We start from the raw sequence: 20,553 nt of genomic DNA, 5'->3' as shown, positions 1-20,553 counted from the left end.
ATGGTGCGCCGCTCTTGCCTGATCCTCCCAGCGGCGGCAGGATCGGGTCATGGCGCTGGACGAGCTGCGGGACCTGCTGGACCGCCACGCCCGGCCCGGCCAGCTCACCGCGATCGAGGACGTGCTGATCTCGAAGGTCGACCGGACCGGGCCTCCCGTGCCCGCCATGTCCGGTGCCGTGCTGGCCGTCGTCGCTCAGGGCGCGAAGCGGATCGCGCTCGGCGACCGCGTCTACGACTACGGCGCCGGGCAATATCTCGTCGCCTCGGTCGACCTGCCGATCACCGGGCAGTTCACCCGGGCCAGCCCCGACCGGCCCGCGCTCGGCTTCGGGCTGATCCTGCGCCCCGACGCCATCGCCGAGGTCCTGCCGCACGCCCCGGCGGAAAGCACGGGGACGCCCTCCGGGCTGGTCGTCAGCGACACCCCGCCCGAACTGCTCGACGCCGTCGTGCGGCTGCTGCGCCTCATCGAGCGCCCCCGCGACATCCCCGTGCTCGCGCCGCTGATCAAAAAGGAGATCCTGTGGCGGCTGGTCACGGGAGAGCAGGGTGCAGCCGTACGCCAACTCGGGCTCGCCGACAGCAGCCTCACCCACATCGCCCGAGCGGTCCAGTGGATCCGCGACCACTACGCGCACGCCTTCCAGGTGGACGAGCTGGCCCGGCTGGCCGGCATGAGCGCGTCGGCCTTCCACCGCCACTTCCAGGCGGTCACCGCGACCAGCCCCATCCAGTTCCAGAAGCTGATCCGCCTGCAACAGGCCCGGCTGCTCCTGGCCGCCGGTCCGGCCGACATCACCGGCGTCAGCCGCAGCGTCGGCTACGACAGCCTCTCGCAGTTCAGCCGGGAGTACCGCCGCCAGTTCGGCGCGCCGCCCAGCCAGGACGCCGCCCGCCTGGCCGCCGATCAGACGGCGAAGAACTCGATCATGTCCTCCCGGGTCGGCTTGTAGGCGGCCGCCACGGCGTGCTCCGCACTGCGCGGGAAGAGCGTTTCCTCGTACGAGGTCAGGCCGTCGCCGCCGTGAGCGGCGAGGGCCGCGCCCAGCTCGGCCGCGTCCTGCATGGCCAGGTTGGCCCCCTCGCCGTCCGGGGCGGCCAGGTGGGCGGCGTCGCCGATCAGGGTCACGCCCGGCCTGTGCCCCCAGCGGAGCCCCTCGGGCGGCAGCGCGTAGTGCGGCCGGTGGACCGGCGCGGTGTCGCTGTCGGTGATGAAGGCGAGCAGTTCGGGCGCCCAGCCGTCGAACTGCCGGGCGATCCGGGTGACGTCGATGCTGTCGAAGAACTCCAGCGGTTCGGTCAGCTCGGCGTACACGTGCAGGGTCCCGTCCGCTTCCCGGTGCGCGTTGATCTGCCGTCCCGCGAAGTCGGACGCGATCGTCGTCCCCGGGCCGGCCACCCGCGCGACGTCCGGGTGACGCCTCTGGACGTCGTACAGGAAAGTCTCGATGAAAGAAGTCCCGGCATAGACCGGAACCGCGCCGGTGAGCAGGGGCCGCACCCGCGACCAGGCCCCGTCGGCGCCGACGAGCAGGCTCGTGGTGACGCTGCCCCGGCCGGCGAAGCTGAGCTCGTGGCGGCCGCCGCCCAGCGCGCGCACCCCGTCGACCTTGTGGCCCCAGCGCACGGTGCCGGCCGGCAGCGAGTCGAGCAGAATCCGCCGCAGGTCGCCGCGCTGCACCTCGGGACGCCCGCCGGTGCCGTCGTCGGCCTTGTCGAACAGCAGGGTGCCGTCGGTGGCGAGCCCCCGATACGCCTCGCGGCCGGGCAGGACGGCGGCCCGGAACTCCGCCATCAGACCGGCCGCCTCGAGGGCAAGCTGCCCGTTGTAGTCGTGGATGTCGAGCATGCCGCCCTGCGCGCGGGCGTCGGGGGAGCGCTCCGACTCGTACACGATGGCCTCGATGCCGTTGACTCGAAGGACGCGAGCCAGGGTGAGCCCGCCGAGCCCGGCGCCGACGATGGTGACTGGTGTGTTCATGAGTGAAGGCTGGCGCGGGCCGCTTGCACCTGCCTGACACGGCCCGCACACGACGCTGACAGGGCGGTTCAGGCCAGGAGGGCACCGCCGTCGACGGTGAGGATCGTGCCGGTGGTGAAGGTCTGGCCGATCAGGTAGAGGTAGGCGTCGGCCACGTCGGTCACCTCGCCGACGCGGCGCAGGGGCACGGCGGCGGCCGTGTCGGCGTACAACCGGTCGACGCCCTCACCGGAACCCCACAGCGGCGAGCGAGTGACGCCGGGTTTGACCGCGTTGACCCGCAGCGGGGCCAGCTCGACGGCGAGCGCCCTGGTCAGGGCCTCGACGGCGCCGCAGATGCTCGACGCGACGGCCCAGCCCGGCGAGGGACGGTCGGCGGCGGTGCCGGTGGTCAGCGTGATGGAGCCGCCCGCCCGCAGGTGGGGGAGGGCGGCCCGGACGGCGGCGAGCGCGCCGAAGTAGCGCAACCCGAAGAACTCCCGGGCCCGGGCGACCTCCATCGAGGCGATCGGGGTGAGTGACAGCTGCTCGCCGGCGGTGTAGACGAGGTGGTCGAACGGGCCGATCTCGTCGAAGAGGCCGGTGGGCGGGTTGGTGAGGTCGGCGGTCAGTCCGGTGGCGCCGAGCCGTTCGGCGGCGTCGCGGACGCGCTGCTCGGTGCGGGAGACGACGACGACCTCGGCGCCCTGCTCGACGGCCGCGGCGGCGGTGGCGTAGCCGATGCCGGACGTTCCGCCGACGACGACCACCCGTTGTTTCGCGATGTTCATGCCCTCAACGCTGCGCCCACGGGGGCGTCCGCGTCCAAGACCTGTTCCGCCGCCTGTAATACCCTGAGGGCATCGACGTGGACCTGCGGAAACTGCGCTACTTCGTGGCCGTGGCCCGGCACCTGCACTTCGGGCGGGCCGCGGCCGAGCTGCACATCGCCCAGCCGGTGCTGTCCCGGCAGATCCGGGCGCTCGAGGGCGAGCTGCGGGTGGAGCTGTTCCGGCGCGACCGGCGCTCGACCGAGCTGACCGAGGCCGGTCACCGGCTGCTGGCCGGCGCCGGGCCGCTGCTGGCCGCGGCCGAGGCCCTGCGCCGCCGGGTGGCGGCGCCGGACCGGTTCGTGGTGGCCTTCATGCCCGGCCTGCTCGTCACCGGCGCCGTGCGCCGGCTGCGCGACCGCCACCCCGGCCTGGCGGTCGAGGTGCTGCGCACGACCTGGAGCGACCAGGTGGAGGTGTTGCGCGACGGCCGAGCCGACGTGAGCTACCTGCGCCTGCCGGCCGACCGGCGCGGGCTCACGGTGCGGCCGCTGACCAGCGAGCCCCGCGTGGTGGTGCTGCCCGTGGGGCACCGCCTCGCCGGCAAGGACTCGGTGGCCATCGCTGACCTGGCCGCCGAGACGCTGCTGCAAAATCCGGAGGCGGTGCCGGAGTGGGGCGAGGCGGCGACAGCGCCGGTCCCCGCGCATTCGGTCGAGGAGAAACTGGAGTACGTGGCGGCCGGACGGGGAATCGTGGTGCTGCCGCTGTCGACAGCCACGTACTACACCCGGCCGGACGTCACGTGGTCCCGCATCACCGACATCCCGGACAACCAGGTGGTTCTGGCCTGGTTGTCCGAGCGCCGGGACGCCTTGCTGACCGAGTACGCCGAGCTCGCGCTCTGACCGTCAGCGCTGGAAGCGGGCGGGAACCCAGCGGCTGCGGGCCTTCGCGCGAGCCGCCCGGCGCCGTACGAGCAACACCGCGATCACCCCGCCCACCGCGGCCAGCGCGCCGGCCGCGGGCACCTTGTTCCGCCGTACGGCGGCCGGAGCCTTGGAAGCGCCCGAGGCGATCGTCTCGCGCAACCGCTGGCGCGGCGTCTCGGGGGTGGTGGTGACGGTCTCATCGATGGTCATGGCGCTCCTCGTTTTTGAGCTGGTGTTCTGCCCGTTGCGTGCCCGGTGCGGCTGATCGGCTAACCGGGAACCCGGTTCATTCATCACACCCACGCGTGGAACCCGTCATGTCCGGGCCCCGGTTGCCGATGCAGGCGGCGTGAGTTTTCGTCGCGGGTGGGCCGCGGTCGTCGCCGCGGTGGCGCTGGGTGGCTTTCTCGTCGTGCCCGACGGCGGGCTGGCGCAGGTGCTGTGGCAGGTGGGCTGCGGCTGGTTCGCGGCCGGGGTGATCGTGGTGGGGGTGCGGCTCAGACGGCCGGGCCTGCCGGCCATGTGGTGGCTGCTCGCCGCCGGCGTGGCCGGAAACGCGAGCGGCATCCTCGTCGAATATCTCTTGAGCCATCTCGCGGACGACCCGCCCTTCCCGTCCTGGGCCGACGCCGCCTATCTGTCGCTCTACCCCGCCGCCGCCGTCGGCCTGCTCCTGCTCATCCGCCGGCGCACCGCCCACCGCGACCTGTCCAGCCTGGTCGACGCGGCCATTTTGACCACCGGCATCGGACTGCTGGCCTGGGTCTTCCTGATCAAGCCGGCGGCCTCCGACCCGTCGATCGGGCTGTTCGGCCACATCGTCAGCGTCGCCTATCCGGTCGGTGACATCGCCCTGCTGGCCATGACCGCCCGGCTGCTGCTGAGCGGCGGCGCCCGCAACACCTCGTTCCGGCTGCTGGGCGCGGCCCTGCTCTGCTTCCTGGCCGGCGACGGCGCCTGGGCCGTGATCAACCAGATGGTCTGGGAGGCCGGGCCGATGGCCGGCAAGATCCTGGCCGATGTCTTCCTGGCCGGATATCTGCTCTTCGGCGCGGCCGCCCTTCATCCCAGCGTCCGCACGCTGACCCGTACTGTCGCACCCCGCTCGGCCCGTCCCAGCCGCCGCCTGCTGCTGATGCTCACCGTGGTCTCGCTCCTCGCCCCGGCCCTGCTGATCTGGCAGGCCGTGCGCCACCAGGTCGACGACGCCCTGGCCATCGCCCTCGGCTGCATCCTGCTGTTCCTGCTCGTCGTCACCCGCATGTCGCAGCTCATCACCCAGCTCGACGAGCAGACCGAGAAGATCCACGAGCTGGCCGTCACCGACGAGCTGACCGGCCTGCCCAACCGCCGGGCCTGGAACACCGAGCTGCCCCGCACCATCGAGCGGGTCCGCCGCACCGGCGATCCCCTGGCCGTGGCCATCATCGACATCGACCACTTCAAGCATTTCAACGACGCGTACGGCCATCTGGCCGGCGACCGCCTGCTCAAGGAGGCCGCCGCCGCCTGGCAGGAGCAGCTGCGCACGGCCGACCACATGGCCCGCTTCGGCGGCGAGGAGTTCGTCGTGATGCTGCCCGCCGCCTCGTCCGCGCAGGCCCGCGAGATCGTCGACCGGATGCGGCTGGCCACCCCGGGCGGCCAGAGCTTCTCGGCCGGCGTCGCCGTGTGGGACGGCGCCGAGACCGCCGACGCCCTGGTCGCCCGGGCCGACGCCGCCCTCTACGCGGCCAAGGACGCCGGCCGGGACCGGGTTCACGAGGCCGCCCACGAACTGGCGCTCAAATTCCTAGACTGAGGTCATGCTGCTCGCGGTGACCTCCGCGTACGCGCTGATCTTCGCCTGGATGGGCTACCGCTACCTGCGGCGGCGCGACCCGCTGCTGCGCGACGTGATGGTGATGTTCGCGTCGGTGGCGATGCTCTTCGTGCTCGGCCTCGTCGAAGTCTTCGGCGGGTCGGCGTCGCCCGTGGTGATGGGCATCCTCGTCGCGGTGCTGCTGGCCAAGCCGGTGTTCACGCTGCGACTGGTGGCCCGTCTGCGGCGGGTCAGCCCCTGGTTGATGGCCGGCGCGACCGCGGCCTGGGCGGTCAGCGCGGCCCCGGTGGTCGTCGCCACCGCCGGCATGCGGTCCCGCCGGATGATCCTGCTCGCCGCCGGCGTCTTCTTCTGCCTCGAGATCCTGGCCGCGGTGCTGCTGGCCGCCCAGGCGCACTGCCGGGGCGGCGCGGCCCGGGTCCGGTTCTGGTGTGCCGCGGCCGCCACCGCCCTGTTCGGCGTCGCCGTGCTGACCTCCGCCGCCGGGCGGTCCGCGGCGGTGCATTCCCGGGTTCTGGCCCTGGCCGCCGGGCTGCTCTACCTGCTGGCCTTCGTCCCGCCGCGCCGGCTGAGCCGGTTCTGGTCCACCGGCGCCGCGTACGCGATGACCCAGCGGTTGCTGACCGTGGCACCGGACGCGGACGCGGCGGAGACGTGGCGACACTTCTGCCACGGCGCCAGCCAGGTGCTGGGCGCCGACGTGGCGGCGGTTCTGCTGCCCACGACCCCCGGGCGTCTGTCGGTGATGGCGTACGACGACCGGGTCCTTCTTTCCCGCGAGGCCGATGACCGCGACGTCGGCGACCTGCTCGCCGCCGGCTGCACCATCGACGCGCTCGCCGGCTGGACCGGACCGCCGGCCGTCGCGGTCGAGCTGGCCCAGGCCACCGGCACCCGCTACGTCACCGCGACGCCCATCACCACGGTGGCCGGGCGGGGCGCGCTGGTGATGCTCAGCCGCTACCGGAGCCTGTTCGCCGACGACGACATCGCCCTGTTCACCGAGCTCGCCGACCAGGCGGCCGCCCTCGCCCAGCGGGCCGTGGTGCTGGCCGAGCGGCAGCGCCTGGCGGTCATCGTCGAGTCGTCGCCCAACGCCGTCATCGGCCGCTCCCTCGACGGCGTGATCACCAGCTGGAACGCCGGCGCGGAACGCCTGTACGGCTACCCGGCGGCCGAGGCCCTGGGCCGCGACATCGCCTTGATCTTCCTGGAGGGGCAGGAGGAGACCGAGCGCGAGCTGGTGGCCCGGGCCGCCGCCGGCGAACGCGTCGAGCAGGACAGGGTGCGGCGCCGTCACCGGGACGGCCGCATCGTCACCGTCGCGCTGACCCTGTCGGCCATCTGCGGTCCGGACGGGCAGGTCACCGGCGTGGCCGGCATCTCCCGCGACATCAGCGAGCGCCGCCGGGCCGAGCTCATGTTCCAGGGCCTGCTCGAGGCGGCGCCCGACGCGATGGTCGGCGTCACCGAGGACGGCACGATAACCCTGGTCAACGCGCAGACCGAGAAGCTTTTCGGGTACGCCCGCAAGGAGCTGCTCGGGCGCAACGTCGACATCCTGGTCCCCGAGCGGGTGCGCGCGGCCCATCCGGGGCAGCGTGCCCGCTACTTCGCCGAGCCGAGAACGAGGCAGCTGGGCGGGGGCGCCTCATTGGCGGCCGTACGCAAGGACGGCTCGGAGTTCCCGGCGGAGATCAGCTTGTCGGCGTTGGAGACCGATCAGGGCATCATCGTGTCGGCCGCCATCCGCGACGTCTCCGACCGGGTGGCCGCGCAGGCCGAGCGGGAACGCCTGATCACGCAGGCCGAACGCGACGCCGCGGAACGGCGCCTGCAGCACACCCGCCGTTTGGAGAGCCTCGGCCAGCTGGCCGGCGGTGTGGCCCACGACTTCAACAACATCCTGGCCATCATCGGCAACTACACGGAGCTGGTGCTCGACACACTGGACGCTCCGAACCCGGCCCCGGCCGACCTGGCCGCGGCCCGCGACGACCTGGGCCAGATCAGGCATGCCGCCGAGCGGGCGGCCCAGCTGACGAAACAGCTGTTGTCCTTCGGCCGCCGCGACGTCACGCAGGCGCAGGTGCTGAGCCTGAACCACGTGGTCGGCGACGTCGAGCAGATGTTGCGCCGCACCTTGGGCGAGCACATCCACCTGATCACCCACTTGGACCGCGAGCTGCGTACGGTGCACGCCGACCCCGGCCAGCTGGAGCAGATCCTGGTCAACTTGGCCGTCAACGCCCGGGACGCGATGCCCGGCGGCGGCACCCTGTCGATCGACACCGGCAACGCCGACCTGGGCCCCGACGACGCCGGCAACTACAACCTGCGCCCAGGTTCCTACGTACGCCTGCGGGTGAGCGACACCGGCGCCGGCATGCCGCGGGAGGTCCAGGAGAGAGCGTTCGAGCCGTTCTACACAACGAAGCCGCGCGGCGCCGGCACCGGCCTGGGCCTGGCCACCGTCTACGGCATTGCCACGGCAGCCGGCGGCGACGTGCACCTGTACTCAGAGCTCGACATAGGCACAACAGTCACCATCATGCTGCCGGCCACCGACCAGCCACTGGCGGAGGGCCCCGCAGCCGAGCCGGCAGGCGAACCCGCCGACCAGACACCCGCACACGAGACGATCCTGATGGTGGAGGACGAGGACGCCCTGCGCCAGACGACAGCCCGCATCCTGACCCGGGCCGGCTACGAGGTCTTGGCGGCCGACGGCGGCCCCCAGGCGATCCACGTGGCCCAAACTCACCCCGGCGGCATAGACCTGCTGCTGACCGACGTCATAATGCCCAAAATGATGGGCAACGAGGTAGCCACCCGGGTAGCCGCAGTACGCCCCGGCATACCCGTCCTCTACATGTCCGGCTACGCCGAACCAGTCCTCACCGACAACGGCACCCTTCCCGACGGCTTCATCATGGTCGAAAAGCCCTTCACGAGCCGCGAACTACTCCACCGAGTCCAAGACATCCTCACCCGCCAGTCCGCGGCAACCCCTTGACCCAGCCCAAGCGGTGATCGCGGCGACGCCGCTGACCTCCCATTCACCACGGAAAGCATTCGATCAGACAGGCAAGGAACGTTTACCGGTTCCATCCCTCACCGGTCGATGGATTCCCCGTCGAAATTCCGAACAGCGCCGTTCGAGAAAGCGCGCTAGAGTCGCTTCATTCGGCGGAGAGACTGCCGCGCTTACGAGTTGAATGCCGCCGAATACTGCGTAATGCCGCCTGCCCAAGTAACACTGCACACGCACGCCGGGCTCAGGCTGCGCCGAAACGTCCGACGCCAGATGGCGCGACCGCCGCTCACAGCCAAGACCCACGGCCGGCCCCGGAGACCCACACCGCCAGCCAAACCCGGTTCGCCCAGTGCCCTCCGCAGGCGCCGCCACCTCAGCCCTCGCTGGCACCCCGGCTCGGGCTGCCGTCCCGGCTTGGGCTGCCGTCCCGGCTTGGGCTGTCGCCTCAGCGTGCAGCACTACTGCCTCGGCCTGGGCCGTCGGCTTGGCCCGCGCTAGCGGCTCGGTTCGGGCTATTGCCTCCGGCTCAGCTTGCAGTGCTACTGCCTGGCCCTGGTCTGCCGGGTTGGCCCGCGCTGGCGTGTCGGCTGGGGTTGCGGCCTGGGCCTGGTCTGTCGGCTTGACCTGCGCTGGCGGCTCGGCCTGGGTTGTCGCTTCGACCGGGACTGCCGGGTTGGCCTGCGCTGGCGTCTCGGCTTGAGCTGTTGCCTGGGCTGTCGGCCCAGCTTGCAGCACTACTGCCTGGGCCGGGGTCGTCGGCTCGGCCTGCGCTAGCGTCTCGGGCTGGGCCGACGCCGCCGGCGCAGCCAGCTCGGCTTGCGCTACTGCTTCGGGCGGGGCTGGCTTGTCCATGCGGGCGACAGGCGCAGCCGGCGGCACGGCGTCCGGGTGGCCAGCAGCTACGGCCTGGTCAGCGGGACCGCACGGGTCCGGCCGCACCCACGCGATGTCGTCATCCCATATGAGCGGCGGTATCCGCTCGTACGAATCGTGCAAGCCCAGCTCCCCGCACCTCCGCGAACAGCCATGCAACCTGCATAACTTAAACGCATGGCGCCGCTTGAGGCCCCACTGCCGCCGGTCCGCGTGATCGAGACGGAACTGCACCATCTCCGGCGAATGGCTTGGCACCCCAGACCAATCCCGCCAACCAGCAATTACCGACCTGGAAAAGAATCCGAGCTGCGCCATAAGCCATTATCCCGCACTCGTAAGATCGATAACAATGAAACGATCACGCTAGTTGCGAAGAATATCACCGGATTTTCAGCAAGGCGGCGAATCAGCGCATTTCCCGGTCAGTGAGACGCGCATTCTGATGCCGTGTCTGGTGCACGGAACGCGCCCTCTCATTGCTCGGCGTGAGTAATGAGAGGGCGCCGGGCACATACGAGGGCGGCGGGCCGCCGTTGAACCCCGAGCCGGCGTGCAAGTAAGGCTGGCCGAGTCCGGCGGGCTTGACCTGCGGTGCGCAAGCTCTCGGGCTGTGGGCTGGATCGCGAAGGAAAGAGGGGCGCGGGCCAGGCCGAGGGGAGCGGGGGCGCGGGCCAAGTCGAGGAAAGAGGGGTGCGGGCCAAGTCGAGGAAAGAGGGGTGCGGGCCAGGTCGAGGAAAGTGGGGTGCGGGCCAGGTCAAGGAACGAGGGGCGCGGGCCGGGCCAGGTCAAGGGGGAGTGGGGCGCGGGCCGGGCCGGGAAGTGAGGGCGCGGGCTGGACCGGTCAGGGGAAATGGGGTGCGGGCTGGACCGGTCAAGGGGCGTGGGGCGCGGGCCGGGCCGGTCAGGGGAAATAGGGCGCGGGTTGGACCGGTCAAGGGGAATGGGTGCGGGCCGGGCGGTCAGGGTGGTGAGGGCGGGGGTGTGCTGGATCGGCCTGGGGAAGCGGGCGAGGGGTCTGGGCTGGGTCGACCTGGGGAAGCGGGGGCGGACTGGGTTCAGGCTTTGACTCGGTGGTGGATTAAGGTGGCGCCTACCGCTATCAAGGCGAGTGGGATGCCCAGGCGCCAAGCGGCGACGATCATCAGGCCTCGGGGATCTGTGGCGGCGGCTACCTCCTCGGTGGCTGTTATCAAGCCTGCGGACAAGGCCAGGCCGGTGGCCAGCAGGATGCGCTCGTCGATCAGGGTCCAGAGCAAGAGGGCGATCATCAAGGCTGACTGGGACCATGGGGGCATCGTGTAGTCGACGGCCCAGGCGATGGCCAGCAGGATCGGGAGCGGGTTGCGGACCGGGAGCGGTGGGCCGGGGAGCAGCAGCAAAACGGCGGCCAAGGTGTACGCGGCTATCGCGGCCGTGCTTGTCTGGTCGGTGCCGGCCAGCAGCAGGGCCGAGAGGGACAGGCCCAGGGCAGGCACCCGGGTGCCCAGCATGACGGCGGCCGCGGCCAGGCCGGCGCAGATCCAGGTGGCGATCATGAGGTTGTTGAGCAGGATCACGCCGTACCTCAGGTCGAGGATCGGCGCTGTGGCCCCGGCGACCAGGAGCATGAGAGCGGCCGCGCGCGTGGCGTAAAGCCAGCGCAAGCGGGCCGGATGGCCGCCGCCGCTGCGGGCGCGCAGCGCGCCCAGCAGAAGCGATGGGGCCTCTCGGTGCCAGCGGCGGCCGGTCTCCTCGAGCACGCCCAGCATCTCGTCGCGGGGATGGTCGGAGGGATAGAGACGGACCATCGCCTCGTACGGGGTCATGCCGGCCTCACCCGCAGGACGATCCGGGCCGCCTCGGCCATCCGGGTCGCCTCCACCTCCAAGGCCGTGCGGCCGTCGGGGGTCAGCGCGTAATGCCGGCGGGCGCGGCCGTTGACCACCTCGTCGCGGACCACCTCGATCAGGCCGTCCCGGGACAGGCGGTCGAGGGCCTGGTAGAGCGTGCCGGTGGACAGCGTGACGCGCTGCTGGGACAGCTCGGCGGCGCGCGTGATGATCGCGTAGCCGTGGCGCGGCTCGTCCTGGAGCGCCGCGAGGATGAAGTACGTCGGCTCCCTCATGCGGACACCATATGTTGGTTACTTACATATGTAAAGCGTTCATGTAGCGGGCGATGCGGCCGTCCTCGACCGCGCGGATCCAGAGCTCTGCCACGCGTGGGTCGCTCTCCCGGCGTACACCGGAATGAAGTTGATCTTTGGTCAGACGGAAGGTGTCGGCCGGGATCGCGGCCAGCGTGCGGGCACGAGCGATGGCGGCGTCGAGAGGGCCGATCTCGTCGATGTGGCCGGCGGCTAGCGACTCCTCGGGAGTGAGAGTCGCGCCGGTCAGTACGGCCTGACGAGCGGCACGCCCTCCGAGGATGTCCAGTGCGAGCGCCGGGAACGGCACGCCCACCAGCAGCTCGGTCACGCCGAGGGTGCCACCGCTCATGACCCGCTGGTCGCACGCGAAAGCCAGGATGGCGCCGCCCGCGATGGCGTGCCCGTTGATCGCGGCGACGGTGGGCTTGCCCAGGGAGAGGACGGCGTGGAAGGCGTCCTCGAGCGCGGGCAGGAACTCGCGGACGTACGCGGCGCCGCCCTCGATGACGCGCCAGAGGTCGACGCCGGCCGAGAAGGCGCGACCGCCGCCGGTCAGCACGGCGGCGGTCGCATCGTTGTGGTCGAGCTCGGTGAAGGTGGCGGTCAGGGCGTACAGCAGCTCGAGATCGAGGGCGTTGACCTTTCCGCGGGTCATCCGGACGACCGCGACACCATCGCGGTCATCGACCTGGATCAGTTCATCCGTCATGCACCCATCGTCGAGGCCTCGGGCAAGCGCTCCTCATGGGTGATCGGGTGGCTGCGTTCGAGAGCCGCGCCCTCGACGTCCACGTTGGGCAGGATCCGGTCGAGCCAGCGCGGGATCCACCAGGCCGACCGGCCGAGCAGGTGCATCACGGCCGGGATGACCAGCATGCGTACGAGGAAAGCGTCGGCCAGCACGCCGAAGGCCAGGCCGAAACCGAGGGACCTGATCATCGCGGTGTGCGAGAAGATGAAGCCGCCGAAGACCGAGATCATGATGATCGCGGCCGCGGTCACGACCGTACGGCCGGCGTGCACGCCCTGCCGGACGGCGAGACGGGCCGGGGCGCCGTGCGCGTACGCCTCCCGCATGCCCGACACCAGGAAGAGCTGGTAGTCCATGGCCAGGCCGAACAGGATGCCGATCAGGATGGTCGGCAGGAAGCTCAGGATCGGCCCCGGATCGTGCACGCCGAAGACCGCGCCCAGCCAGCCCCACTGGAAGATCGCGGTGATCGCCCCGAACGTCGCGAACAGCGACAGCACGAAGCCCAGCGTGGCGGTCAGTGGCACCAGGAGCGATCGGAAGACGAAGATCAAGATGATCAGCGAAAGACCGAGGACAACACCGAGATAGAGCGGCAGTACGTCGGAGAGCTGCTCCGAGATGTCGATATTGCCGCTGGCGCTGCCGGCGACGCCGAGCGTGACGCCACCGTCCAGAGGTGACAGGTCGCGCAGGTCGCGGACGAGCTGCTCGGTCGACTCGCTGGACGGGCCCTCGGCCGGAATGACCTGGAAGGCCAGCAGCGAGCCGTCCTTGGACTGCCCGATCGGGGCGACGGCGGTGACGTCGTCGGCGCCCATCAGGGCGGTGCCGACGCGGACCTGCTCGGCCAGCACCTTGTCGCCGGTCACCGCGGCCGGCAGCTCGGCCACCACCAGCAGGGGGCCGTTGACGCCGGCGCCGAACTTCTCCTCGGTCAGCTTGTAGGCCTGATATTGCGAGGAGTCCTGTGCCTCCGAGGAACCGTCGGGCAGGCCGAGGCGGATCGACAGCGCCGGGATGGCGATGACGATCAGGGCGGCCAGGCCGGCGAAGGCGGTGAGCAGGGCACGGCGGGTGCTCATCGGCTGGCTGGGCGGGGTGACGGCGGTCTGCTTCCGCCGGCCGAGGACCCTGGGGCCGATCAGTGAGAGCAGGGCCGGGGTCAGCGTGACGGCCACGACGACGGCGACCGCCACGCAGATGGCGCCGACCGTGCCCATCATGCCGAGGAAGCCGATGCCGGTGACGTTGAGCGCGAGCAGGGCGACCAGCACGGTGGCGCCGGCGAAGACGACGGCGTTGCCGGAGGTGCCGTTGGCCAGGCCGATCGACTCGTGCAGGTCCACACCGGCCCGCAGTTGGCGGCGGTGCCGGTTGAGGATGAACAGGCTGTAGTCGATGCCGACGGCCAGGCCGAGCATGACGCCGAGCACCGGGGTGATCGACAGCATGTCGACCGCGCCGGACAAGGCGAGGGAGGCGGTGACGCCGACGCCGACGCCGACGAGGGCGCCGACCAGGGGCAGGGCGGCGGCGATCAGGGAGCCGAGCATGACCAGCAGGACGATGGCGGCGACGACGACACCGACGACCTCGCCGACGCCGAGGACCTCGGGGACACCCTGGGTGATGTCGTTGGAGAAGGCGGCCTCGACGCCGACCGGGACACCGTCGGTGACGTGGTCGACGACGCCGTCCTTGGTCTCCTGGGTGACCTCCATGCGCGGCTTGTCGAAGACCACGGGTGCGGTGGCGGCGCTGCCGTCCTCGGAGACCAGCCGGATCTCGGCGGACATGGCCAGCAGCCGCTGCGACAGCTTCAGTTTCTCGCTCTGCCCGCCGGGCTGCTGCGCCGCTTGCTCGAGCTGGGCGGCTTGCTGGGCCGCCTGCTGCTGGGTGGTGAACGGGTCGGTGGCCGACGCGACCCCGTCGAGCTCGCCGGTGGTCTTGAGCAGCGCGGCCACGACGGCCTGCTGCTCCTCGGTGAAGGCGGACCCGTCGGTGGTGTGGAAGACGATGGTGCCGGAGCCGCCGCTGGCGCTCGGGAAACGCTGCGCCAACTGCTGGGTGACCTGGTCGGTCTTCGTGCCGGGGATGGTGACCTGAGACGACAGGGTGCCGCCGAAGGCGAAGTACGCGGTGACGGACAGCCCCAGGATCACCACCCAGGCGATCAAGACGGTCCAGGCCCGCCTGGCGCTGAAACGCCCCAGACGGTAGAGCAACTCGGCCACGGGGGAGTGCCTCTCTGATATCAGGTGGGGTAACCGGTACGAATGCTGTCGATGAGCCGGTCGAGCAGGTGCTTCCAGAGACCTTGCGATTCCGCGTCGACCACGGCGCCGGTCTCGGCGATCCAGTGGTGGGCGATCACCTCGGTGCCGTGCATCAGCGAGCTGACCAGGATCTCCGCCCCGAGCGCGTCCAGATCGGCGTGCCGGTCGGCGAGAAGGCGGGCGAGGTCGATGGACGTACGGGAGAAAGTGGCTTGAAAGATCTGCTGTGGCCGCGGATCGCCGGCGCCGAAACCGCCGAGGGCGCGATAGAGAAAAGCGATCAGCGAGGGTACGTCGGTGGATCGCAACGCCGCGGAGACGGTCTCGAAGGTCGACGCGGCCGGTGCGGTGCTGATCCTGTCGAGCACGTTCTCGATGACGACGCCGAGAACCTCGGTGCACACAGTGGTCACCACGTCGTCGATCGACGCGAAGTGGTTGAAGATCGTGCGCCGCGAGACGTCGGCCCGCTCGGCCAGCAGATCGACGCTGAGCCGCGCGTTGCCGTCCTCGGAAATCAGCTCTTTGGCCGCGTCGAGAATGGCCCGCCGATGCCGTGCCTTGAGCGCCGCCCGCCGATCCGTCACGGTGCTTACATTAAGTGCATCGTTGCACTGGGCGCAAAGTAGGGTGTGATCATGGGCTTGGCCGATGACATCAACACCCTGGTGGACTTCTGCGCACGGCGTGACGTGCCCGCGCTGACTCCCGGAACGGCCGACGTGGCGATCCTGTTCGGCGGCAGCATCGTGGCCGGCGCCGAGGTCTTCGCCGACGCCATGCGGGCGGGCGTCGCCGGCCACTACATGATCGTCGGCGGCGAGGGGCACACCACGGCCGCGCTGCGGGAGACGCTGGGCGTGACGGGCGGAACGGAAGCGACGCTGTTCGACCGCTACCTCCGGGAGCGGCACGGCCTGGCGGCCGACTTCCTCGAGGAGGAGTCGACGAACTGCGGTAACAACGTCACTTTGGCGTTGCGCCTGTTGCGGGCCGAAGGCGTACGACAGGAAAGCCTGATTTTGATTCAGGACGCCACGATGCAGCAGCGGATGGACGCCGGGTTCCGCAAGCACGCGCCGGCGACCCGCCTCGTGAACTATGCCGCCCACCGGACTCTGGTGACAGAGAGCGATGGGCGGCTGTCGTACGTGGACCCGCCCGTCGGCATGTGGTCCATGGATCACTACATCACGCTGCTCATGGGCGAGATTCCGCGGATGACCGGTTACGGTCCCACGGGGCGTGACTTCATCGCGCACGTCGACGTGCCGGACGAGGTCCGGCGCGCCTTCGAGCGGCTGCGGCCGGTCTACCCGGTCAGGGAATGAGCAGGACCCGGCCGAAGGCGGCGCGGCTCTCGATGTAGCGGTGAGCCTCGGCCGCCTCCGACAGCGGGAACTCGCGGTCGATGACGACCTTGAGCTCGCCGGAGGCCACCCGGCCGATCAGCTTCTCGATCAGGGCGCGGGTGCGGGCCGGGTAGTGCGACATCTCGGCGCCGAAGTAGACGCCGTTCAGCGAGGCGCTCTTGCCCATCAGCGGGCCCAGCTGCGGCGAGTACGTGTCGCGGCTGGCCTGGCCGACCCAGCTGATCCGGCCGCGGTAGGCCAGGGCGTTGATGCTGCCCTCCAGCGTCCGGCCGCCGACCGGGTCGACCACCAGATCGACGCCGCGGCCGCCGGTCAGGTCTCGTACGCGCTCGACGACGTCCTGGTCCTTGTAGTTGATGGCGTGGTCGAGGCCGTAGTCGGCGAGGCGGGCCAGCTTCTCGTCGCTGGACGCGGTGCCGATCACCGTGGCGCCGGCCGCCTTGGCCAGCTGCACGGCGGCAAGGCCGACCCCGCCCGCGGCGGCCTGGATCAGGACCGTCTCACCGGCGCGGAGCCGGCCGAACTCGAACAGGCAGTCGTCGGCGGTGCCGAACTCGACCGGGATGCCGGCCGCGATCCGCGGGTCCATGTCGTCGGGCACCACGTAGACGTTGTGCAGCGGCACCGCGGCCAGCTCGGCGTGCGAGCCGGCCATCATGAAGGCGACCGCCCGCTGACCCTCGCGGACCGACGTGACGCCCTCGCCGACGGCGGCGATGGTGCCGGCCGCCTGATATCCGCCGATGTGCGGCGCCGACGGGAACGGGCTGACCTGCCGGTGCAGCAGGTCGCCGCCCTGCACGCCGACGGCCTGGACGCGCAGCAGCACCTCACCGGCCTGGGGCGCCGGGTCGGGCACCTCCTCGTAGCGCAGGACCTCGGGTCCGCCGTTCTCGTAGTAGACGGCCGCTTTCATGCGAGCTCCTTCAGAGTGGGGTAGTCGGTGTATCCGGTGGCGCCGCCGACGTAGAAGGTGGCGTGGTCCGGCGTGTTCTCGTGGGTGTCCTGCTGCCAGCGAGCGGCCAGGTCAGGGTTGGCGATGGCGGCCCGCCCGACCGCTACGGCGTCGCCGAGACCGTCGGCCAGCAGCCGCACGGCCTCCTCGCGGGTGGTCGGCGTGCCGAAGCCGGTGTTGACGATGGCCGGCGCCCCGATCGCGGACCGTAGCTTTCGCACCACCTCGCTCGACGGGTCGGCGTGCAGGATGTCGGCAAAGGCAAGATTCATAGGGGCCAGGCCTTCGGCCAGATTGGTGTACGTGGTGACGACGTCGGCCGGGTCGGTCTCGAGCGCGCCCTGGATGTTGTGCTCGGGCGACAGGCGGATGCCGGTGCGCTCGGCGCCGATCGCCGCGGCCACCGCGGAGACGACCTCGACGGCGAAGCGGGGCCGGTCGGCGTACTCGTCGGTGCGCACGTTGGCGGCGGGGGAGAGGAACTGGTGGATCAGGTAGCCGTTGGCGCCGTGGATCTCGACGCCGTCCATGCCGGCCGCGATGGCGTTGCGGGCGCCGGCGGCGAACCCGGCGACGATCTCCGCGATCTCGGCGGTGGTCAGGGCGTGCGGGACGGGCAGGTCGGCCTTGCCCTCGGGGGTCCGGATCTCGCCGGGAGCGGCGAGAGAGCTGGGTGCGACAGTACGCCCGGTGCCGCCGACCGCCGGATGCGAGATGCGCCCGCCGTGCATGATCTGCATGACGATGGAGCCGCCGGCCTCGTGCACGGCGTCGGTGACCCGGCGCCAGCCCGCGACCTGCTCGGCGGTCTCGATGCCGGGCTGCCCGATCCACGTGCGGCCCTCGCGGACCGGCCAGGTGCCCTCGGTGACGATGAGGCCCATGGAGGCCCGCTGCCGGTAGTACTCGACGAGCAGATCACCCGGTACGCCGTCGTCCTGCCCGGCGCGGATGCGGGTCAGCGGCGCCATCACCAGGCGGTTGCGCAGTTTGATGGAGCCCAGCTCCAGAGGAGTGAAGAGCATGTTTAACCATTTCTAGTGATAAATTGCCCGACCGGCCGCACTCAGGGCGTCTCGGTCAGGTTGGTGTAACGGCACGCCTCACGGAAGATCTCGAGCAGGTCGGCGTCCTCGCCGTCGTGCCGGCGCAGCGCCCAGTCGTCGAGGGAGGCCCGTAGCGCCACACTCACCGTCTCCATGACCACGCGTGCCCGCAGGGTGCCGCCCATCAGCTTCTGGTTGGAGTGACAGGCCTGGGTGTCGAAGGCGATCGCGGCCCGGTTGAGGTTGTCGTCCCGCGCGAGCAGGCATCGCACCCGCAGCAGCCGCTCGACGGCGCCGTCACGGGTCCGCAGCCCGGCCAGGGTCGCCTCGACAGCCTCGAAAACATTCCGCCCACGGGCCAGCTCAGCGGTGAACGCCTCCTGAAACGAGCGGTTGACCCCGAGCGCGGCGTCCTCCTTCGTCGGGAAATACCGGAAGAAGGTCCGCTGCGACACCCCGGCCGCGGCCGCGATGTCCTCGACGGTCGTCCGCTCCGAACCCCGCTCAGCGAACAGCTCGAGCGCCACCGCCTCGATCTCGCCCTGGGTGGCCAGGCGGCGCCGTTCGCGCAGGTCATTGGTGGCGGTCACAAGCAACATGCTAGCACCTGCCTACATGGCAGTGACCGGCACTTTGGCAGCCCTTGTCACCTGCTGCGGTTGTTTACAGGGCGCTGTGCCGTCCGGAAGGCGCCGTTTTCCACGGGTGCCGTGCTGTCCACAGTGCGCCGTGGTCCACGGGGCGCGGCGCCGTCCACAGGCCCCCGCGGTTTACGGGGCGCCACGCTGTTCACAGGGCGCGGCGCCGTCTACGGGGCGCGGCGCCGTCTACGGGGCGCGGCGCCGTCTACGGGGCGCGGCGCCGTCCACAGGCCCCCGCGGTTTACGGGGCGCCACGCTGTTTACGGGGTGCCGCGCCGTTTACGGGGCGCCACGCTGTTTACGGGGCGCGGCGCCGTCCACAGGCCCCCGCGGTTTACGGGGCGCCGCGCTGTTTACGGGGTGCCGCGCCGTCCACAGGCCCCCGCGGTTTACGGGGCGCCGCGCCGTACACAGGGCGCCGCGCCGTCCACAGGCCCCCACTTGACCTTGCGATTCCCGGGATAATGGGTCAGGCGGGGGCCCCCGAGGAGGGCGGGCTCTGCGGGGCGGGCTCTGTGGGGCGGGCTCTGCGGGGCGGGCTCTGCGGGTGCCCTCCGCCCTACGTGAAAGCGGCCACGCCCTCATAAGACCCGACTGGGGCGGCGCCCGCGTGGTCGAACTGGAGCAAGGCCAGACCCGACGGCGTGACCTCGTGGTGGGTCAGACGCAGGCCGATCGGGGCACCCGGGTGTTCCAGCAGGCGGCGGCCGGCGCCGAGGATCGTGGGGGCCACGACCAGGCGCAAAGTGTCGACCAGGCCGGCCTGCAGCAGGGTGGCGCCCAGGCGGGCGCTGCCGTGGATCTGCAGCTCGCGGCCGGACTTGGCCTTCAGGTCGGCGACGGTCTGGGCGGGGTCGCCGGGCAGGACCGTCGACGGGTTCCAGGTTCCTGACTTCAGGGAGTTGGAGACGACGTACTTGGGCAGGGTGTTCATCCGTACCGTGAACGGGTCGTCGCCCTTGATCTGAGGCCAGTCGCGGGCGAAGGCCTCGTACGTGCGGCGGCCCAGCAGCAGGCCGTCGGCCTGGTCGAGCCACTCCGAGGTGCGCTGGACGAAGAGTTTGTCCAGGTACGGGACGAGCCAGCCGCCGCGGGTGAAGCCGCCCGTCGTGTCCTCGTCGGGGGAGCCGGGGCCCTGGCTGACACCGTCCAGGGTGACGAACTCGGTCAGAGTGAGCTTCATTGTTCGACCTCCTTGGCCAGCTGGGAGGTGACGGTGCCCCAACCGTCGAGGAAGCCGAGATGCTCGTGGCGGGCCCGGGCGGCCGGGTCGCCGTGGCGGACGAGGATGCGGTAGTCGGTGCCGTCGGGGTGGTCGGCGAAGGTGATCTCGGCGGTCATGGCGACCGGCTGCGGGGTGGCGGGGCGCCAGGCGCTGTCGACGGCGTTGGTGAAGACGAGGCGTTCCAGGTCGTCGGCCACCAGGAAGATCGCGTCCATGTGCGGCACGAAGGCGGCGCCGTCGTCGCTCATGCGGGTCAGGAGGGCGCCGCCGGGGCGCGCTTCGAGACGGTCGACGCGGCACACCGTCGGGGCCGGGATCCACCACTTCGCGAAGCGGGACGGGTCGGTCCAGGCCCTCCACACGGTGGCGCGCGGGGCGCGGATGACGCGTTGCAGGGTCAGGTCCAGGTCGGGGTTCACGAGTCTTCCTCTCCGATGAACTGCTCGAGACGGTCGGTGCGCTGCTCCCAGACGTGGCGCTGCTCGGCGAGCCAGTCCTCGACGACGGCGAGGCGCTCGCGGTCGAGCACGCAGGTGCGGACCCGCCCGGTCTTGGCCGTGCGGATCAGGCCGGCGCTTTCCAGCGTGCGCACATGTTTCATGAAGGAGGGCAGGGCCATGGGGTACGCCCGGGCGAGCTCACCCACGGTCGCCGGGCCCTCGCCGAGCCGCCGGACGACGCCGCGCCGGGTCGGGTCGGCCAGGGCCACGAAGACATCGTCCAGCACTGCCGAATACTTAGCCACGAGGCTAAGTA

Annotated in this window: 19 protein-coding genes; 5 read left to right on the top strand and 14 right to left on the bottom strand. The window is 71.0% G+C overall.

The window, feature by feature from the left end:
• The first annotated feature begins 49 nt into the window (after positions 1-49).
• Positions 50-955 carry an AraC family transcriptional regulator gene (locus CRP55_RS14500; RefSeq protein ID WP_097320424.1) on the top strand — a complete coding sequence of 302 codons (906 nt, stop codon included), beginning with the start codon at positions 50-52 and terminating at the stop codon, positions 953-955.
• Here CRP55_RS14500 and CRP55_RS14495 read toward each other — a convergent pair.
• Positions 910-1,983, bottom strand: a complete 1,074-nt coding sequence (locus CRP55_RS14495; RefSeq protein ID WP_097320423.1) for an FAD-dependent oxidoreductase — start codon at positions 1,981-1,983, stop codon at positions 910-912. The genes CRP55_RS14500 and CRP55_RS14495 overlap by 46 nt on opposite strands.
• A gap of 68 nt (positions 1,984-2,051) precedes the next feature.
• Entirely contained in the window at positions 2,052-2,753 is a 702-nt protein-coding gene (locus tag CRP55_RS14490) for an SDR family oxidoreductase (RefSeq protein WP_097320422.1), read from the bottom strand.
• A 77-nt stretch (positions 2,754-2,830) separates the two neighbouring features.
• Between CRP55_RS14490 and CRP55_RS14485 the strand changes: the two genes are divergently transcribed.
• Positions 2,831-3,640 carry a LysR family transcriptional regulator gene (locus CRP55_RS14485; protein ID WP_245922991.1) on the top strand — a complete coding sequence of 270 codons (810 nt, stop codon included), beginning with the start codon at positions 2,831-2,833 and terminating at the stop codon, positions 3,638-3,640.
• 3 nt (positions 3,641-3,643) lie between these two features.
• On the opposite strand, the gene CRP55_RS14480 is transcribed toward CRP55_RS14485, so the two are convergent.
• The gene (locus CRP55_RS14480) at positions 3,644-3,874 is read right to left on the bottom strand and encodes a hypothetical protein (RefSeq protein ID WP_097320420.1); all 231 of its coding nucleotides are present in this window, start codon (positions 3,872-3,874) and stop codon (positions 3,644-3,646) included.
• Positions 3,875-4,013: 139 nt separating this feature from the next.
• Between CRP55_RS14480 and CRP55_RS14475 the strand changes: the two genes are divergently transcribed.
• Positions 4,014-5,465, top strand: coding sequence for a GGDEF domain-containing protein (locus CRP55_RS14475; protein WP_245922990.1), 1,452 nt, complete (start codon positions 4,014-4,016; stop codon positions 5,463-5,465).
• Positions 5,466-5,469: 4 nt separating this feature from the next.
• Positions 5,470-8,502, top strand: a complete 3,033-nt coding sequence (locus tag CRP55_RS14470) for a hybrid sensor histidine kinase/response regulator (RefSeq protein WP_245922989.1) — start codon at positions 5,470-5,472, stop codon at positions 8,500-8,502.
• A gap of 1,952 nt (positions 8,503-10,454) precedes the next feature.
• Here the strand turns inward: CRP55_RS14470 and CRP55_RS14465 are convergent.
• The 5 genes from CRP55_RS14465 to CRP55_RS14445 are packed head-to-tail and all read right to left on the bottom strand — an operon-like array spanning position 10,455 to position 15,144.
• Complete coding sequence (locus CRP55_RS14465; protein ID WP_097320419.1) at positions 10,455-11,204, bottom strand: hypothetical protein; 750 nt, start codon at positions 11,202-11,204, stop codon at positions 10,455-10,457.
• A complete protein-coding gene (locus CRP55_RS14460) occupies positions 11,201-11,503 on the bottom strand; it encodes a PadR family transcriptional regulator (RefSeq protein ID WP_097320418.1) in 303 nt (100 codons plus the stop codon). The genes CRP55_RS14465 and CRP55_RS14460 overlap by 4 nt, the downstream gene beginning before the upstream one ends.
• Positions 11,504-11,525: 22 nt before the next feature.
• The gene (locus tag CRP55_RS14455) at positions 11,526-12,236 is read right to left on the bottom strand and encodes an enoyl-CoA hydratase/isomerase family protein (protein ID WP_097320417.1); all 711 of its coding nucleotides are present in this window, start codon (positions 12,234-12,236) and stop codon (positions 11,526-11,528) included.
• The gene (locus CRP55_RS14450) at positions 12,233-14,515 is read right to left on the bottom strand and encodes an MMPL family transporter (protein WP_097320416.1); all 2,283 of its coding nucleotides are present in this window, start codon (positions 14,513-14,515) and stop codon (positions 12,233-12,235) included. Before CRP55_RS14450 ends, CRP55_RS14455 begins: the two co-directional genes overlap by 4 nt.
• Positions 14,516-14,535: 20 nt before the next feature.
• Complete coding sequence (locus CRP55_RS14445) at positions 14,536-15,144, bottom strand: TetR/AcrR family transcriptional regulator (protein WP_097320415.1); 609 nt, start codon at positions 15,142-15,144, stop codon at positions 14,536-14,538.
• Between the two features lie 51 nt (positions 15,145-15,195).
• Between CRP55_RS14445 and CRP55_RS14440 the strand changes: the two genes are divergently transcribed.
• The gene (locus tag CRP55_RS14440) at positions 15,196-15,888 is read left to right on the top strand and encodes an ElyC/SanA/YdcF family protein (RefSeq protein ID WP_179855164.1); all 693 of its coding nucleotides are present in this window, start codon (positions 15,196-15,198) and stop codon (positions 15,886-15,888) included.
• On the opposite strand, the gene CRP55_RS14435 is transcribed toward CRP55_RS14440, so the two are convergent.
• The 6 genes from CRP55_RS14435 to CRP55_RS14410 form a co-directional block, all read right to left on the bottom strand.
• A complete protein-coding gene (locus CRP55_RS14435) occupies positions 15,878-16,846 on the bottom strand; it encodes a quinone oxidoreductase family protein (RefSeq protein ID WP_097320413.1) in 969 nt (322 codons plus the stop codon). The genes CRP55_RS14440 and CRP55_RS14435 overlap by 11 nt on opposite strands.
• Positions 16,843-17,910 (bottom strand): oxidoreductase, encoded by a 1,068-nt coding sequence (locus CRP55_RS14430; RefSeq protein ID WP_097320412.1) that lies wholly within the window; start codon positions 17,908-17,910, stop codon positions 16,843-16,845. Before CRP55_RS14430 ends, CRP55_RS14435 begins: the two co-directional genes overlap by 4 nt.
• A gap of 41 nt (positions 17,911-17,951) precedes the next feature.
• Positions 17,952-18,530: a TetR family transcriptional regulator gene (locus CRP55_RS14425; RefSeq protein ID WP_097320411.1), complete on the bottom strand. Its 579-nt coding sequence runs from the start codon at positions 18,528-18,530 to the stop codon at positions 17,952-17,954.
• Positions 18,531-19,131: 601 nt separating this feature from the next.
• Complete coding sequence (locus CRP55_RS14420; RefSeq protein ID WP_097320410.1) at positions 19,132-19,755, bottom strand: dihydrofolate reductase family protein; 624 nt, start codon at positions 19,753-19,755, stop codon at positions 19,132-19,134.
• The gene (locus CRP55_RS14415) at positions 19,752-20,216 is read right to left on the bottom strand and encodes an SRPBCC domain-containing protein (protein ID WP_097320409.1); all 465 of its coding nucleotides are present in this window, start codon (positions 20,214-20,216) and stop codon (positions 19,752-19,754) included. The genes CRP55_RS14420 and CRP55_RS14415 overlap by 4 nt, the downstream gene beginning before the upstream one ends.
• Positions 20,213-20,542 carry an ArsR/SmtB family transcription factor gene (locus CRP55_RS14410; RefSeq protein ID WP_097320408.1) on the bottom strand — a complete coding sequence of 110 codons (330 nt, stop codon included), beginning with the start codon at positions 20,540-20,542 and terminating at the stop codon, positions 20,213-20,215. The genes CRP55_RS14415 and CRP55_RS14410 overlap by 4 nt, the downstream gene beginning before the upstream one ends.
• Positions 20,543-20,553: the final 11 nt, after the last annotated feature.

Origin of the sequence: Paractinoplanes atraurantiacus (assembly GCF_900215205.1) — a bacterium.
Lineage (GTDB): Bacteria > Actinomycetota > Actinomycetes > Mycobacteriales > Micromonosporaceae > Actinoplanes > Actinoplanes atraurantiacus.
Note: the sequence above shows the minus strand (reverse complement) of the source record. Positions and strands in the feature narration are given on the sequence as shown.